Annotated in this window: 12 protein-coding genes and 2 pseudogenes; 5 read left to right on the top strand and 9 right to left on the bottom strand. The window is 48.8% G+C overall.

All coding sequences use genetic code 11. The features are described from left to right. Genes QLG07_RS20600 through QLG07_RS20590 form a run of 3 tightly spaced genes read left to right on the top strand, consistent with a single transcriptional unit; the run spans position 1 to position 5731 of the window. On the top strand, positions 1–1491 hold the full coding sequence (locus tag QLG07_RS20600; protein WP_282470074.1) for a class I SAM-dependent DNA methyltransferase: 1491 nt from the start codon (positions 1–3) through the stop codon (positions 1489–1491). Continuing rightward, complete coding sequence (locus tag QLG07_RS20595) at positions 1492–2667, top strand: restriction endonuclease subunit S (RefSeq protein ID WP_282470073.1); 1176 nt, start codon at positions 1492–1494, stop codon at positions 2665–2667. It begins immediately after the preceding gene. Between the two features lies 1 nt (position 2668). Next, positions 2669–5731 (top strand): HsdR family type I site-specific deoxyribonuclease, encoded by a 3063-nt coding sequence (locus QLG07_RS20590; RefSeq protein ID WP_282470072.1) that lies wholly within the window; start codon positions 2669–2671, stop codon positions 5729–5731. Between the two features lie 335 nt (positions 5732–6066). On the opposite strand, the gene QLG07_RS20585 is transcribed toward QLG07_RS20590, so the two are convergent. From QLG07_RS20585 to QLG07_RS20570, 4 genes and pseudogenes are all read right to left on the bottom strand, one after another. Beyond that, on the bottom strand, positions 6067–6606 hold the full coding sequence (locus QLG07_RS20585) for a hypothetical protein (protein WP_282470071.1): 540 nt from the start codon (positions 6604–6606) through the stop codon (positions 6067–6069). Continuing rightward, the gene (locus tag QLG07_RS20580; protein ID WP_282470070.1) at positions 6606–7052 is read right to left on the bottom strand and encodes a hypothetical protein; all 447 of its coding nucleotides are present in this window, start codon (positions 7050–7052) and stop codon (positions 6606–6608) included. Before QLG07_RS20580 ends, QLG07_RS20585 begins: the two co-directional genes overlap by 1 nt. Positions 7053–7055: 3 nt before the next feature. Further along, positions 7056–7964 carry a WYL domain-containing protein gene (locus tag QLG07_RS20575; protein WP_282470069.1) on the bottom strand — a complete coding sequence of 303 codons (909 nt, stop codon included), beginning with the start codon at positions 7962–7964 and terminating at the stop codon, positions 7056–7058. A 195-nt stretch (positions 7965–8159) separates the two neighbouring features. Next, positions 8160–9069 (bottom strand): annotated as a pseudogene (locus QLG07_RS20570) (IS5 family transposase). 78 nt (positions 9070–9147) lie between these two features. On the opposite strand from QLG07_RS20570, the pseudogene QLG07_RS20565 reads away from it, so the two are divergent. Further along, a pseudogene (locus QLG07_RS20565) lies at positions 9148–9291 on the top strand (DUF4942 domain-containing protein); the annotation flags it as partial. Positions 9292–9518: 227 nt separating this feature from the next. Here QLG07_RS20565 and QLG07_RS20560 read toward each other — a convergent pair. Then, complete coding sequence (locus QLG07_RS20560) at positions 9519–9872, bottom strand: DUF1294 domain-containing protein (protein WP_282470099.1); 354 nt, start codon at positions 9870–9872, stop codon at positions 9519–9521. A gap of 210 nt (positions 9873–10082) precedes the next feature. Here QLG07_RS20560 and QLG07_RS20555 point away from each other — a divergent pair, with 210 nt between their 5' ends. Further along, positions 10083–10415, top strand: a complete 333-nt coding sequence (locus QLG07_RS20555) for a DUF1493 family protein (protein WP_282470068.1) — start codon at positions 10083–10085, stop codon at positions 10413–10415. An 83-nt stretch (positions 10416–10498) separates the two neighbouring features. Here the strand turns inward: QLG07_RS20555 and QLG07_RS20550 are convergent, their stop codons facing one another. The 4 genes from QLG07_RS20550 to QLG07_RS20535 form a co-directional block, all read right to left on the bottom strand. Next, positions 10499–11761 (bottom strand): PTS transporter subunit IIC, encoded by a 1263-nt coding sequence (locus QLG07_RS20550; protein WP_282470067.1) that lies wholly within the window; start codon positions 11759–11761, stop codon positions 10499–10501. An 83-nt stretch (positions 11762–11844) separates the two neighbouring features. Beyond that, positions 11845–12846: a 2-hydroxyacid dehydrogenase gene (locus QLG07_RS20545; RefSeq protein WP_282470066.1), complete on the bottom strand. Its 1002-nt coding sequence runs from the start codon at positions 12844–12846 to the stop codon at positions 11845–11847. Positions 12847–12862: 16 nt separating this feature from the next. Then, positions 12863–13624 carry an SDR family oxidoreductase gene (locus QLG07_RS20540; RefSeq protein ID WP_048917471.1) on the bottom strand — a complete coding sequence of 254 codons (762 nt, stop codon included), beginning with the start codon at positions 13622–13624 and terminating at the stop codon, positions 12863–12865. A 10-nt stretch (positions 13625–13634) separates the two neighbouring features. Continuing rightward, on the bottom strand, positions 13635–15173 hold the full coding sequence (locus QLG07_RS20535) for an FGGY-family carbohydrate kinase (protein WP_282470065.1): 1539 nt from the start codon (positions 15171–15173) through the stop codon (positions 13635–13637). Position 15174 lies beyond the last annotated feature (1 nt).

The following is a 15174-nucleotide window of genomic DNA, read 5'->3' as shown; positions in this document are numbered from 1 at the left end:
ATGAGTAATAAAAAGCTGGAAGAGCTGCTCTGGGGAGCCGCCGAATTTCTTCGCGGCCAAATCGACGCATCAGACTACAAGCAATATGTCTTCCCGTTGCTGTTTTACAAACGCCTGTCAGATGTCTATCTGGAAGAATACAACGAAGCGCTGGAACTCCATGAAGGCGATGCTGAATACGCAGCTATGCCGATGTTTCATCGTTTCAACATCCCCTCTGAGGCAGCTTGGGAAAAGGTCCGCAATACCAGTAAAAACATTGGTGAAGCGATTCAGAATGCGCTTCGACTAATTGAAGCCAATAACCCGCGTTTACATGGCGTCTTCGGTGATGCGCAGTGGACCAATAAAGAGCGCCTTCCCGATCATCTGCTGGCTGATCTGATTGAACATTTCAGTAAAATTCCGCTAGGCATTAAATCTGTCGCCCAGGATGATCTTGGTGAAGCCTACGAATACCTGATTAAAAAATTCGCTGATGATTCCGGTCATACGGCAGCAGAATTTTATACCAATCGAACAGTCGTGCATTTAATGACGCGCATTATGGGCTTAAAACCGGGGGAAACTGCCTATGATCCGACATGCGGCACTGGAGGGATGTTGTTAAATGCAGTGATGGATCTTCGTGCAAGGGGGGAAGAGTGGCGCTCTGTGCACCTTTATGGCCAAGAAGTTAACCTGCTCACTTCCGCTATCGCCCGTATGAATATGTTCCTGCACGATATTGAAGAGTTTGATGTAGTGCGCGGTGATACTTTGGCTGAACCAAAGTTTATTGAAAACGATCGGCTCAAGCAGTTTGATGTGATTTTTGCGAACCCACCGTACTCCATCAAAAAATGGAATCGTGATAAGTTTGCCGCTGACCCATATGGTCGTAATCTTTATGGTGTACCACCGCAGGGTTGCGCTGATTATGCGTTTTACACACATATTATCAAAAGCCTGAAGCCAGATACCGGTCGCGCAGCCATGCTCTGGCCACATGGCGTGCTGTTCCGTAATTCTGAGCAGGCCATTCGTAAACAGGTGATTGAATCAGACATTATTGAAGCGGTGATTGGTTTGGGGCCTAACCTATTTTATAACTCGCCAATGGAATCTTGTGTGGTGGTGCTTAACTGCAATAAACCTGCTGAACGAAAAAATAAGGTGCTGTTTATTAATGGAGTAGACCATGTCACCCGCGAACGTGCTCATAGCCGTCTATCCGATGATGATTTAGCAGTATTGTACGAGGCTTATTTTACACCGGCAAAGCAAAGCGACATTACCGCTTTAGTGGATATCGAAGTTATTAAAGAGAATCTCTACAACCTGTCGATTCCATTGTATGTGCAAGCACAAAGCAACGGTGAAGTACATAATATTGAATATGCAATTGAGGCGTGGAAAGTAAGTCGCGCTCAGCTAAAAAAACAAACTAATAAATTATTCCAAAGCCTTGCAGAGCTTGGATATAACGTTGAAAGCAAGGTGGAGCAGTAAATGATGGAGCAGCAATTACCGGAAGGCTGGCAAATGGTGAGGTTTGGCGATATCGCTAAACATATCTCTAAACGAGTGGAACCGAGCGAGACATACCTTGAAATTTATGTTGGTTTAGAGCACCTAGATCCTGATAGCCTGAAGATTAAGCGACATGGCGTACCATGTGATGTCGAAGGGCAAAAGCTTTTGGTGAAGAAAGGGCAGATTATATTTGGCAAGCGTCGTGCTTATCAACGTAAGGTAGCCGTAGCGGATTGGGATTGTATTTGTTCAGCTCATGCGATGGTTTTAGAAGCTAATTCTGATAAAGTGATACCTGATTTTTTGGCTTTTTTCATGCAGTCAGATGCGTTTATGGAAAGAGCGATAGCTATTTCCGAAGGTTCCCTTTCTCCAACCATAAAGTGGAAAACGTTATCATCTCAAAAATTTAGATTTCCTCCAATAGAAGCGCAAAAAAAATCGGTACGTTTACTGAAAAAAGTAAATGAATGTATTGATAAATATGATTTGATGGCTGTTTCTGGGGCTGAGTTGTGTGAGAGATTTATAGAAAATAGAATTGCTAATTCTATTGGTTATCAAACAAACATTGGCGATTTGATTGCATCTGGCGATATTTTAGAAATTCAGGATGGAAATCATGGGAATGATCACCCAAAAGCATCTGAGTATGTTTCGGGTGGTATTCCTTTTGTTATGGCCAGTGACCTAAGTTTAGGTGAAGTTAACCTTTCAAGTTGTAAAAAATTGCCGAGAGAACGTGTGAATAAATTAAGAGTAGGGTTTTCGTTTCCGGGAGATATATTACTTAGTCACAAAGGTACTGTTGGGCTTGTTGCAGTTACGCCAGATGTGGATGATTATATCATGCTTACTCCACAAGTTACGTACTACCGCGTAAATAAAAATGGAAGAATATCGCCTAGATTTCTAGAGGTTTATTTTCGGAGCCGAATTTTTCAACGAATACTTAAATCACTATCCGCACAGTCTACTCGTGCATATATAGGAATAACAGCTCAGAAAAAGTTTCCGGTTCCCATGTTAAGCATAGAGCAACAAGTAGAAATAGTAGATGCTTGGGATACATTTAGATCTAATATAGCGATTTGCAATGAAGCAAAAGCTGCTACGATTCGATTGGCTTCAGGCATAATTAACGGAGTATAATATGTTTAACGAACAAACCGTCACAGAAAATGGAATTATCGACCGTTTAAAAGGTTTAAGCGGGGTCAAGTGGACATATTGCTACGGTGAAAAACTGCCTAAACAAGCGCAGGATATCTTCGTTGATGAGTGGCTAAAAGACGCGCTTTGTTCGTTAAACCCCGATATCGGCAGACAGCCTGACTATGCCGATGAGGTCATCTATAAATTGCGGGGAGTAGTTTTAGAAGCCCGCCATACCGGTCTGGTAAAGGCTAATGAAAACTTCCAGGAATGGTTGATGGCCGACAAAACCTTGCCCTTCGGTGAGAACGGCGACCATATCACCATTAATCTTATTGATTTTGACAATATAGAAAATAACCACTTTGTGGTGGCACAGCAGGTTCACTATATCGCGGCCACTGAAGTCTATTTTGATATTGTCCTTTATGTGAACGGTATACCGTTAGTCGTGGGGGAAGTTAAAACCGCAACTCGCCCCAGTGTGACCTGGCAAGACGGGGCCGCCGACTTCATGGGCGGCAAAAAGTACTACTGGAAAAACGTTGAATCTTTCTTTGTACCTAACTTGCTGTGCTTTGCCAGCGAAGGAAAAACCTTTGCCTATGGCGCCATTAATGCCCGAGTTAAGGACTGGGGGCCCTGGCATAATACTGAGCTTCGTGAAGAGATTCTGTCAGGCCTGGCATCGGTACTTAACAGCTGCGAGAGTTTGTTAAATCCACAGACCTTATTGCAGCTACTGGAATCTTTCGCATTATTTTCAACCGTCAAAATGGGCAAAAATACTCCGCCTAAACGCGTTAAAATCCTGCCGCGTTACCCGCAATTTGAAGCAGCAAAACAAATCGTTGAGCGTGTTCGTAGAGGCTATCCAAAAAAAGGTCTTATTTGGCATTTCCAGGGGTCGGGTAAATCCTTGTTGATGCTTTACGCCGCCAAAATGCTGCGTGCCGATAATGCGTTAAAAAATCCGACGGTACTTATCGTTGTGGACCGGCGAGATCTGGACAGCCAAATTAATGAAACTTTTGGTGGGGCCGACGTTAAGAATCTGATTAAAGTGCAAAGCTGCAAAAAGTTGGGCGAATACATTGAGCAAGACAGCCGTGGCATTTTAATCACCACCATCTTTAAATTTAAAGATATCGAAATTGACGATAGCAACCCTAATGGCTTGAACAATCGTGACAACATCATTGTGTTGGTTGACGAAGCTCACCGGACTCAGGAGGGTGGATTAGGCGAGAAAATGCGCTGGGCGTTGCCCAATGCCCACTTCTATGGCCTGACGGGTACTCCGATTTCTGGCATTGATCGTAATACATTTAAGTTGTTCGGTGCCGAAGAAGATCCTGGCCGCTATATGAGCCGCTATAGCTATAAGCAGTCGATCCGTGACGGCGCGACTAACCCGGTGAAATTCGAACCTCGGTTGGCTGAACTCCGAGTGGATCGTGATGCTATCAACGAAGAATTCGAGCAACTGGCTACCGAAAACAACCTGGATGAAGAAGAAAAAGCAGCATTGTCCAGACGCGCCGGCAAGCTGGCCATCATGCTGAAATCTCCGAGACGCATGGCTGCGGTGAGTAATGACATTGTTGAGCATTTTACCAGCCATGTTATGCCGAAAAAGATGAAAGGCATGGTTGTGGTATACGATCGCGAAGCCTGTGTGCAGATGTATTATTTGCTCGGTGAAAAGCTCGGTTTTGATGCAGTTGAAGTGGTTATGAACGTTGACCAGGCTCCGGTTAAAGCTGAAGAGGGTGGTAAAAAAGATAAGCTCAACAAGGACTGGCTCAAATGGCATGACGAACTGGAGCTACCTGTTAAACAAGCTGATTTCGAACGCTGGCAGCACATTGATGCAGAAGAGCAGGTACAAAAGGATCTGATTGAATGCTTTAAAGATCCTGGGCATCCTTTACAGCTTATCATCGTTACCGCCAAGCTGCTTACGGGCTTTGATGCACCAATTTGCTACTGCATGTACCTCGATAAGCCTTTACGCGATCATACGCTTCTGCAGGCTATGTGTCGCACCAACCGATTGTACGAAACCGATGATGTACGCAAGAACATGGGATTAATTATTGACTACCTCGGCGTTTTCGAAAATCTGCGCACCGCTCTGGCCTATAACCCTGAAGAAATTGAAGGGGTTGTGGAAGGCATTGAGGCATTTAAAGAGCTATTGCCGCTACAACTGAATAAATGTTTGTCCTTCTTCCCTGGTGTGGATCGGTCCATAGCAGGTTTTGAAGGTATTATGGCTGCACAGGAATGCCTGCCGACCAACGAGAAACGCGATGAATTCGCTGCCAGCTTTGGTGTGTTATCCAAGTTATGGTCAGCTATCAACCCAGATCCTTTTTTGACCCCTTATCGTCAGGACTATAAATGGCTGGCGCAAATTTATGAATCGGTGCGTCCGGTGGGGCAGACAGGTGCGCTTGTTTGGGCTGCCCTTGGCCCCGAAACAATTAAGATGATCCATGAGCATACTGATATCAATCGTATTCGCGATGATATTGACGAGTTGATCATGGACGAGCATGCTATTTTTACCCTGACCGCTAAAGAACAGGAACAACGCGCCAAACGCCTGGAGATTGATCTTATGGGGCGTTTGCGTGGCAGTCATGATCCTAAATTTGTGGCATTGGGCGAGCGCCTGGAAAAACTTCGTCAGGATTATGAAGCTGGTGTTATCAAGGCTATCGACTGGTTGAAAGGCCTATTGGATGCTGCGAAAGATACAGTTCAAGCCGAGCGCGAAACGGGTGAGCGCCCAGTAACTGAAGCTGATAATAAACAGGCTTTGACCAAGCTTTTTCTGGAAACACGCCCGGAAACTACCCCTAAGTTAATCGGTGATGTTGTAGAGCAAATTGATAAAATCGTGAAAGCTACCCGCTTTGATGGCTGGCAGAATTCTAACAGCGGTCCGCGTGAAATCCAAAAGGCACTATTACTGACTTTGGCTCAGTTTGGATTAGGTAAAGATAAAGAGTTATTCAGGAAGGCGTATGGGTACATTGAGGAGTATTATTGAATTTATTCAATGAATTAACTTTATTCACTGATTACAGAATGTAACTGAGACACTTTGAGCACCGCTGGTCTAGGTTGCACACTAAGTGATAGGTAAGTTAGTTTATAAATGGATAAGTTGGTGAGATGATAAAACTACTTTGATAAAAGGGCTGTGTCCATATTACGCGGATAGGACCAATAAACAAATAGCTTCCGGATAGACCCTTCACTAGAGGAGACTATGCTTTTAGCCATGTAAGAAGAGGGTGACGAAATACTTTCTGCATGGCTAATGGAATTGTCAGAAAAGAGCTAAAACAACGTGGTGTTAAATTAAAAAAATAGCATCAACATTTATTCAGGGTCATGGGTTACGATTGTTTGAAAAGCCTCCATGAATATCTTCTGTAGTTCAGGAGGCGGCACAGAAAGAAAAGCACATGCAATTGGCGTAAAGGCTTCGATCGCTTTAATCGGGTCATCGAGATTGATACCTTTCCTTGCGATAGCTAACACTTCGTAAATTGCTGAGATGTTGTGCCTCTCAATTTGCGTACTCAAATCATGGCCAAGCTTGTTTCTTATTTTATTCAATTGAATAATTCCTGGCCTGACAAATGATGCACTTCCACCAGCCCTAGGAACAAGTTCAATTTTCTGAGCAAAACGTAATTGTAGATTTTCAAGTCCGTCTATTCTGTAAAAATCCACTAAGAATTTTGTCAAAAAATGCTCCACCACAAGATGGCATTTCAGAACCCTACCAATATTATCATGCGGTTGTTCCATTAAATTAATAAAAATACCATTCATTTCAGAGAAATGTTTCTCGATACTATCCATGTGAGGTTTCATTATTTCTAAAATCTGATGAACTCCGTCTATATCTTTCATTAAAACCTCCCTACCATATTAGTTGCCGCAGCGCCGCTTAAAGTTGCAATTGCGGTACCCGTTGAGGCCGTACCAAAAGTCGTTGCAATGGCTAAGGCTGCCGTGGGGGCAAATGCTGCGACTCCCGCTCCGACTGCAACCCCTGCGGCAGCGGTCCCTTTTCCAACGTGTGATGTTCGGTATTCTTCTTCCAGTTTTTCGACGACGTTATCGAATTCAGCAATTTCCGCTTTCAGTTCGCTCCAGGATTTATCAAATTCTTTGGGTTTATTCGCCAGTCGGTTTACAAAGCTTTCACCACGAGTAATCAAATTTTTACTGCACTTTTGGCGCAGCAAAAAGAGCGCAGTGATCTCCTCCTGAGTATCTTTTGCCTGTGCTTCATATTGGTTAGTTGCTCTGGTGAGACTGGCTAATGCTTCTTTTCTTTCTGAACCGCGTAGCATGATTTACTCCTGTTGCATGTCGTCAAAAATAGCCATGCCGTATTTTGTTTCCATTTCATCCATCTGTTGATTGAGCTTCTGCTGAAAACGATGTTGCATGCTAATAGGGGAAATAATAATGAGATTGGGTAACCAGTATCGTAATAGAGGGAAGAGCTGGTTTTCGTGCGCCATTTCGGTTTGCACAATCAAATCACCGTTTGATTCTTGTCGTATTAATTTCTGCGCAGGTAATAAGTTGCGGCGCTGAAAGTAGTAGCTAACCTCGGCTGCGGTTTTGACGTGTACCGTCTGCTTATTCAGAGAAAACCAGACATCATCTTCTTCAGCAAAGTACTGGGTTATGTGCCGCTCTGGCGTGAAATGTACGGGAGTAAGATTCAGCCAGCGAATTTTACTGAGCTGATAACCCTTCACATTTCCTCTATCCACAGCACCGAGATACCAGACACCTTTTATGTTAATGAGCTTATAAGGGGCAACGGTACGGAGCTTGTCTTTATAGTGAAATTCGCAAATGTTATTTTCGCGAATCGCTTTATCAAACAGACTAAAGTTATTCTCAAGTACTCGTTGAGCCTCAGGATCGCTCGGTAAAGCACGGATACTTAACGACGTTAAATCAGGCTGGGACAAGAGTTTTTTTGCGGGAAATAACGCTTCCATACCTAAAATACGGACGAGATTTTGCAGTTCTTTTAGTGATTGAGGTTTGGCATAAGCAGGTGCCAGCCTGTAAATACCCTCTCCATTATGGATAATACGATCGCCCAGGCGGTTAAGATCCCGATACAAGGTGCGTTCGCTTATTTTGAATTCGTTCATCAACTTTTGGCGAGACACAAAACCGTATTGATAAAGTTCTGAGATAATGACGGTTATTCTCTGTACCATGACTTCATGCCCGCTCATAAGTCTTCCCTTGATAGCTTTTCCCTGATGGTAATCTTACTTACTGACAGGTTATGTCAGTAAGCGACAGAAAAATGGAGAGCCTCCTTTTTCTATATCGGCTCAAAAACAGTTTATCTTAAAGATTTCATGCATCAATGGGCTTTGTTGAATAAATCAGATACCGGGCGAGCGTCCCTGTAGCTGATCGCATATTCAGGCAATACGCACGCTTTCCGGCATACCTGCCTTCGTCATTTTGTTCAGCGCCCGCACCATGGCCATGGCCTCCGCAACCTGATCATCGTAGTCACGCAGCGTCAGTGAACCACTAAACAACTGTTTTATCCAGTACATCGCCGTTTCCGCTATCGAGCGACGGTTGTATTCTGTTGTCCATTTCCACCGCGCATTACTCCCGCTCAGCCGCTGATTCGTAACAGCACGGTGACGGTCTGCGTACTCCACAGGCCAGTAACCCGCTCCTTTTCGGGCCGGGATGAGCGCATTGATTCTCTTGCGCCGCAGTTCATCATGGCACAGCCGGGTGTCGTAAGCGCCGTCTGCCGCTGCTGCCCTGATTTTTCTGTGTGTCTGTCGGATAAGACCCGGGAAGGCTTCTGAGTCCGTGACATTGTTCAGCGACAGATCTGCACAGATGATTTCGTGTGTGTTGCTGCCAACGGCCAGATGCAACTTCCGCCAGATTCGACGGCATTCTTTGCCGTGCTTTTTGACTTTCCATTCCCCTTCACCAAAGACCTTCAGCCCGGTGGAATCAATCACCAGGTGTGCGATTTCACCCCGGGTGGGTGTTTTAAAACTGACATTAACCGACTTTGCCCGCTTACTGACGCTGGTGTAATCCGGGCAGCGCCAGGGAGAAAATGGAATCAATAAAACCCTGTGCAGCCCGCAGGGCCAGCCGGAATACGCGTTTGAGGACCAGGACAGTGGTGATGGCAAGGTCAGAATAACGCTGAGGTCTTCCTCGTGATGAAGGTATAGTTGATTCATACCAAGCCTTAATGACCTCATCATTCAGCCAGAAAGTGAGGGAGCCACGGTTGATGAGGGCTTTGTTGTAGGTGGGCCAGTTGGTAATTTTGAACTTTTGCTTTGCCACGGACCGGTCTGTGTTGTCGGGAGGATGCGTGATCTGATCCTTCCATTCAGTAAAAGTTCGATTTATTCAACAAAGCCTAAGGACGTTTACGAGGATGAGTTCTTCAGCATTCGTTACTTTCAGAAGGGTACCGCGCATCTGACGTTTAAGCGTCTGGAACTGATAGAGAGGATGAATGACATTATTGCGAAGCACTACCCGGGGATGCTAGCAGCACGTTAGATTCATACTGGATCAAATCGTGTCTTCGCCCCGATTCGAGTCCCAAAATCAACGAGTTAATGTGTTGGTATCGATGTTGGTACATTATCTAAATGTCTATTTTTTATTATTTTAAATTAGATGGTTAGTTATTATTTTCGAGTCCGGCCTTCGCACCATAAATCAGGTATGAACATTTAAGCCACCGCGAGGTGGTTCTTTTGTGCCTGAGATTCAGCTTTCCTCAATCACATCACCAGGCTGATGACGTTCGGATAAAACCAGTAAAGCGCGACCAGCGCAGCGATGTTCAGCAGAACAGTAATAAAGAAGTAATGCTTAAACGGCTGCTTCTGCGTTTTATGGCGAAACAGCTGCTGACCAAGCACCGCACCCGGCCATCCCCCCACCAGTCCCAACACCAGCAACGTTAACTCCGGCACTCTGCGCCAGCCTTTGCGCGCCGCCATTTTATCCCCGCCGTAGATGACAAACGTCAGCACGCTGACAAGCAGCAGCCACATCACCAGCGGGTGCGGCAACAGTGCACTGGCGACTGCCGCTAAGGCCAGAAGCAGGTAACAGAAGGTATTGAGGGTCATGGGATTTACGGTGGCCACTGTTGATAGAGAGGGGCGATTGTAGCTGATTTTGCGCATGATTCGCGAGAAAGCAAGAGAGGGGAAGGAGCGATATCCAAGGCATGAGATCGCTTTTAAACTCCAGAACGCTGATAATTTGATCGCTATGATTTTGGATTCATTGAGGGGCGCAACTGCCATTCCCTCACGAAAAGGGAGGAACGATAAAGCATGGACGATGATATTGAGCAGCGGGTTATCGCACTGGCAAGGCGCTACAACGGTGTTTATTTATTTAACAACGAAAAGAAGCAACGGCTGCTCACACCCGCAACTGATTTAGACACGGATATGCGCTTAGATGTTGGTGAAGCCGAAGATTTAATGGACGAGTTCTTTAGAGAATTCAAGGTTCAACGGGGGAGTTACATGATTGAAACTTACTATCCTGATGAGCCTTTTTCGTGGAATCCCTTCAAGAAACTTCCAGTCACTCCCGTACCCGACTTCACTCTTGGGATGCTGATTGAATCGGCTAAGGCAGGGAAGTGGCTGTACGACTAATCAATGGCATCGGGTTGATACGGTTGCCCCTGCAACTGTATCAACTCAGTCCTGCTCACTCCGCCCACCCCAATCCTTCGCCGCTAATGCGCCGTGCCAAACAGCTCCGCGAACTTCACTGCCAGCCAGCCGACGGGAGTGGTTGCGCCCCCGACCATATTGGTTACCTCAGACATCCCCTCCGGGATCGGGATATTGGCGTTTCGCGCCGCCTGCGTGTACTCCGGGGAAATGTCGCTGCCGACGTACAAAATGCAGGTGACGATCAGCGTGCCGGTAATAAACATGCGGAACATATTGCGTTTACAGAAGGGCGTGACCATCGCCAGCAGGAACATCAGTGACGCCAGGTCAACGAACGGCAGCACGCGGTTGCCCGGCAGAATGACGGACAGCACTACCGTTACAGGGATAAGCAGCAGCCCGGTTGCCAGCACCGAAGGTTCGCCAATCAGTAACGCCGTATCCATACCGATGTAGAAATCCCGACCGGGGAATTTCGCCTTCAGCTTTGCTTCCGCCGCATCACGCAGGATCATTAATCCCTGCACCAGGATCTCGATCATTTTTGGCAGCAGCAGCATGGCCGCCGCGACCTTAATCGCCAGCGCAACCGCCGCCGACGCACCATATCCGGCCAGCAGCGCCAGCAGTAACCCCAGCACAAAGCCTAACGTCAGCGGCTCACCAAAAACGCCAAACTTTTTATTAATCGTTTCCGGGTCGAAGTTTATTTTTCTGATCAGCGGAGTCTTATCAATAAGGTAATTACAGACCATGGCAAAGGGCACGTAGCCTATACAGGTAAGATGGGGGAATGAGATCCCCTTGAGGTGATAATTTTTCTGCAGGTAGGGCGCGGTGAAATCTGCCGCCAGCAGCGTCAGGATAAATATGCCGAAGGTAATCCCGACAGCAAGCCAGTAATTACCGGTTCCGGCATACACCACTGAACCCACAAGCAGGAATATCCAGTAGTTGAAGATATCGAGATTCACCGTTTTGGTGATTTTCAGCAGCAGCATCGCCAGGTTGATGATAATAAAACCGACCACCACCGGCAGCATCAGCGGCGAGCCCCAGCCGATGGTTGAGGCCGTGGGCCAGCCGGTATCAACCACCGTCAGATGCAGGCCAATGCGTTCAACCATCGCCTGCGAGGCGGGGCCGAGATGGGTCAGCAGCAGGCCAATCACCAGTCCGACCCCTTCAAACCCGATTCCAACCAGCATCCCGGCTTTAAATGCCGTGCCGAGGGTGACCCCAAAGCAAAGCGCAATAATAAAGAATATTACGGGCATCATGACGGATGCCCCCAGACTGATAATACTGTTGATAATATCCATAATCATTCCTTCAGCGTGCGGAAGATACGGGCACGGAATATTCCGCGCCCGGTTGGCTATGTGGATTGAATACAGCGTGAGGGTTATTTTTTATTAAGCCAGGCCAGCAGCGCCTCAGAAAATAGTTTGGGCGAGTTGCTGAAGGCATCCATAGTGCTACCGGCAATATGTGGCGTAATCGTCACGTTACTCAGCGTGTAAAAGGGGCTGTTATCCGGCAGCGGTTCGTCATCAAAGGTATCCAGCGCGGCACCCATAATTTTCCCGGCTTGTAAGGCCGCAATTAAGTCACCCTCATTGATTAACCCGGAGCGGGCGGTATTGACGATAATCGCGCTGCTTTTCATCAGGGAAAAATGATGCGCGTTAATCATCTGCGCGGTTTCCGGCGTCAGCCGGGCATGCAGCGAGATAACATCGGCGCGTTTGACCAGCTCATCCAGCGAATCGACTTTTTCATAGCGATCGTGTCCGCTAACGTACTTATCGTAAAAGATAATCTCCGTACCAAACGCGCTAAGGTAACCGGCGACCCGCCGGGCGATATTGCCCAGCCCGACAAGGCCGACCACCTTACCGCCAATCTCCGGGATCGCCCGATGGTTAGGGCTCTCCCCGCGCCAGATTTTAGCGCGCAGCGCAGCGTGCGAACGGGCAATATTGCGCATCTCCGCGAGGATCATGCCCACGGTGAACTCTGCCACGCTGCGCGCATTGCGCCCCGGCGTATTTATCACCTCAATGCCACGCGCCTGCGCAGCATCCTGATTGACGTTTTCCACGCCGCCGCGCAGCACGCCGATAATTTTCAGCTGTGGCAGCTGGTTGAGGACGGCGGTATTCACCGGGGCGAACTGAACGATCAGGATGTCGGCGTCCTCCGCTGCCAGCAGCAGTTCTGCGGGTAACGCCACGGCTTCGGCACCCTGCTGCTCAACCCGCAGATTATCCTGCTGTAATTTCTCGACGGAGGGATGCGTCCACTCGCGCACTTCAACCTCAATACCTTCATCCCTGAGCGCCTTAAGGCCAGATTCCATCATCGCTTTATTGATAAAAAGATCGGCAATCGCCAGACATTTCATAACTGTTCTCCATGGGTTAACGCATCAACATCCCGCCAGTGACATCGACCGTGGCTCCGGTCATATAGCGGGTTTTAGGGGAGACCATAAACACGCCGATATCGGCGATCTCTTCCGGTTGGGCCACCCGGCCCAGCGGAATGCGCTTCAGGTAATAGTCAGGATCCCGTTCGAGCTGGTGACGAACCATCGCGGTATCCATCATTCCGACGGCGAGGTTATTGACGTTGATTTTCTGCCTGGCGACCTCGCGCGCCAGTGAAATGGCGAACGCCACCAGGCCCGCTTTACTGGCCGCGTAGTGCGCATGCCCGGTGGTAGAGCCGTGAAAGGCCGCCTGGGAGGTAATGTTCAGAATGCTGCCCGCCTGGTCCCGCTGCAGGCAGTGATTAACAAACAGCTGGCTGAGGTGAAATACCGCTTTCAGATTGATATTCATCACCCGGTCCCAGTCCTGCTGGGATAATTCAGTGACGTAGCCGCTCAGCCAGATCGCCGCGTTATTGATCAGGATGTCCGCGCTACCCAGCCTTGCAACGCAGGTTGCGAACAGCGCCTCCCGGCTTTGCTCATCCGCCAGATCGGTTTTCACCGCGATAATGTTAACGCCGGTGGCATTTTTCACGCTGGCAACCAGCTGCTGCGCGCTTTCTTCATGCGTTAAATAGCTGAAGCAGATGTTGACCCCTTCATTTGCCAGCGACAGCACCAGCTCTTTCCCCAGCCCGCTGGCCCCCCCGGTGACGATGGCGCTACGGTTTTTTAAGTTCAGATCCATGCTTGCCTCATTAATCGGTGATGAAGTGGCTGCAGCGCCGCCACGGGGACTGCATCTCTGACAGCAGATTTTTATACAGCTGATATTTGTCCTGATAGACCTGCTGATTGTCCGGGTTGGGCAGCACGGTGCGCGAGACGTGGACCATCGCGTGAGAGGCGCTAAAGACGTCGTCAAACCAGCCGATCATCACCGCTGCCGTCATCGCCGTGCCCAGCGTGCCGTGCTCTTTGACATCGACGATTTCCAGCCGCGCCTGGAAGATATCGGCGAACAGCTGCAGCCAGGCAGGGGAGTTAGTTACCCCGCCCGCAATGCGAATCGTGCGGCTTAACTGCGGGTTGATGTGGCGTAAACGCTCGGTGTGATAGAGGTGGCTAAAGGCCACGCCCTCGTAGATCGCCCGCAGGAAATGGGCTTTTTTATGGAAGCTGCTGACGCCGATAAAGCCGGCGGAGGCATCCGGGATGGTGTTGGAGCCAAACACAAAGGGAAAGAACAGCAGGTGGCTTTCTTGCGGCGTGGTGGAGGAGACCAGCGCGCTGCACAGGTCGTAAACGGATGCACCCTCCGAGGCCGCTTTATCCCGCTCGCCCTCCATAAAGTTATTGATGAACCACTCCAGATTACTGGCCGAGGTGGGGCTGGCCTCGGTGATCAGCCATTTACCGTCGATCGGATAGATGGAGGTCATAAACAGATCTTTGTCGATCACCGGTCGATCGGTGACGTACTCGTTGATGCTCCAGGTGCCGGTGACGATCGCCAGCTTATCCACGCTGTTGATGCCGCAGGCGATAGCAGAGGCAGAGATATCGAACACGCCCCCGGCAACCGGCGTTCCCGCCTGCAGCCCGGTCTGGCGGGCGATCTCCGCGCTGAGGGTGCCGCAGCAGTCGGTGGAGAGCTTAATCGGCGGTAACCTGTCGCGCAGCTCAGTAAGGCCCCACCACGCCAGCAGTTCGTCGTCGTAGCGGCGCTCGCGCACGTTAATCAGGCTGGTGCCGGAGATATCGGTCAGCTCCACGCAGGCTTCCCCGGTCAGCCAGAAGCGGACCAGGTCCTTCACCATAAAAATCGCGTCGGTTTTTTGCAGCGTTTCCGGCTCGTGGTCCTGCAGCCAGGCCAGCAGGGCGACGGGCTGCCCGGCCCAGACCGACTGCATGGTTTTGGGCAGAACGTGGGAGATAAATTCCGGCGAGTTTTGCCATCTCTCCACATACTCTTTTGCCCGACTGTCGGTAGAGATAATGCCGTTACGCAGCGGATGACCGCTTTTATCGACCAGATACAGCCCGTTGCCGTGGCCGGTCACGGCAATGCCTTTGATCTGGCTGGCGGCAATGCCGGACTGCTCAAGCGCTTGCCGGATAACGGCAAGATTGGCGGCCCAGAGTTCATCCATATCGCGTTCGGTGTGATGCTCTTGCGGGGTCAGCATGCGGGTGGACTGTGCGGCGCTGGCGATAACCTTACCGCGGCGGTCGTAGATGGCGGCCTTAGTGAAGGTGCCGCCATTATCAATGCCCATGACGAATTCATCATTCATT

Source organism: Erwinia sp. V90_4 (assembly GCF_029967685.1).
GTDB classification, from domain to species: Bacteria; Pseudomonadota; Gammaproteobacteria; order Enterobacterales; family Enterobacteriaceae; genus Erwinia; species Erwinia aphidicola.
The sequence above is the reverse complement of the archived record's forward strand: the minus strand, read 5'-3'. Positions and strand labels throughout refer to the sequence as shown.

Coding starts and splice junctions, on each gene's coding strand:
- QLG07_RS20550 (WP_282470067.1), bottom strand. CDS start 11,761: ATGGATATTATCAACAGTATTATCAGTCTGGGGGCATCCGTCATGATG.
- QLG07_RS20540 (WP_048917471.1), bottom strand. CDS start 13,624: ATGGATCTGAACTTAAAAAACCGTAGCGCCATCGTCACCGGGGGGGCC.
- QLG07_RS20560 (WP_282470099.1), bottom strand. CDS start 9,872: ATGACCCTCAATACCTTCTGTTACCTGCTTCTGGCCTTAGCGGCAGTC.
- QLG07_RS20535 (WP_282470065.1), bottom strand. CDS start 15,173: ATGAATGATGAATTCGTCATGGGCATTGATAATGGCGGCACCTTCACT.
- QLG07_RS20575 (WP_282470069.1), bottom strand. CDS start 7,964: ATGAGCGGGCATGAAGTCATGGTACAGAGAATAACCGTCATTATCTCA.
- QLG07_RS20600 (WP_282470074.1), top strand. CDS start 1: ATGAGTAATAAAAAGCTGGAAGAGCTGCTCTGGGGAGCCGCCGAATTT.
- QLG07_RS20590 (WP_282470072.1), top strand. CDS start 2,669: ATGTTTAACGAACAAACCGTCACAGAAAATGGAATTATCGACCGTTTA.
- QLG07_RS20595 (WP_282470073.1), top strand. CDS start 1,492: ATGATGGAGCAGCAATTACCGGAAGGCTGGCAAATGGTGAGGTTTGGC.
- QLG07_RS20555 (WP_282470068.1), top strand. CDS start 10,083: ATGGACGATGATATTGAGCAGCGGGTTATCGCACTGGCAAGGCGCTAC.
- QLG07_RS20580 (WP_282470070.1), bottom strand. CDS start 7,052: ATGCTACGCGGTTCAGAAAGAAAAGAAGCATTAGCCAGTCTCACCAGA.
- QLG07_RS20585 (WP_282470071.1), bottom strand. CDS start 6,606: ATGAAAGATATAGACGGAGTTCATCAGATTTTAGAAATAATGAAACCT.
- QLG07_RS20545 (WP_282470066.1), bottom strand. CDS start 12,846: ATGAAATGTCTGGCGATTGCCGATCTTTTTATCAATAAAGCGATGATG.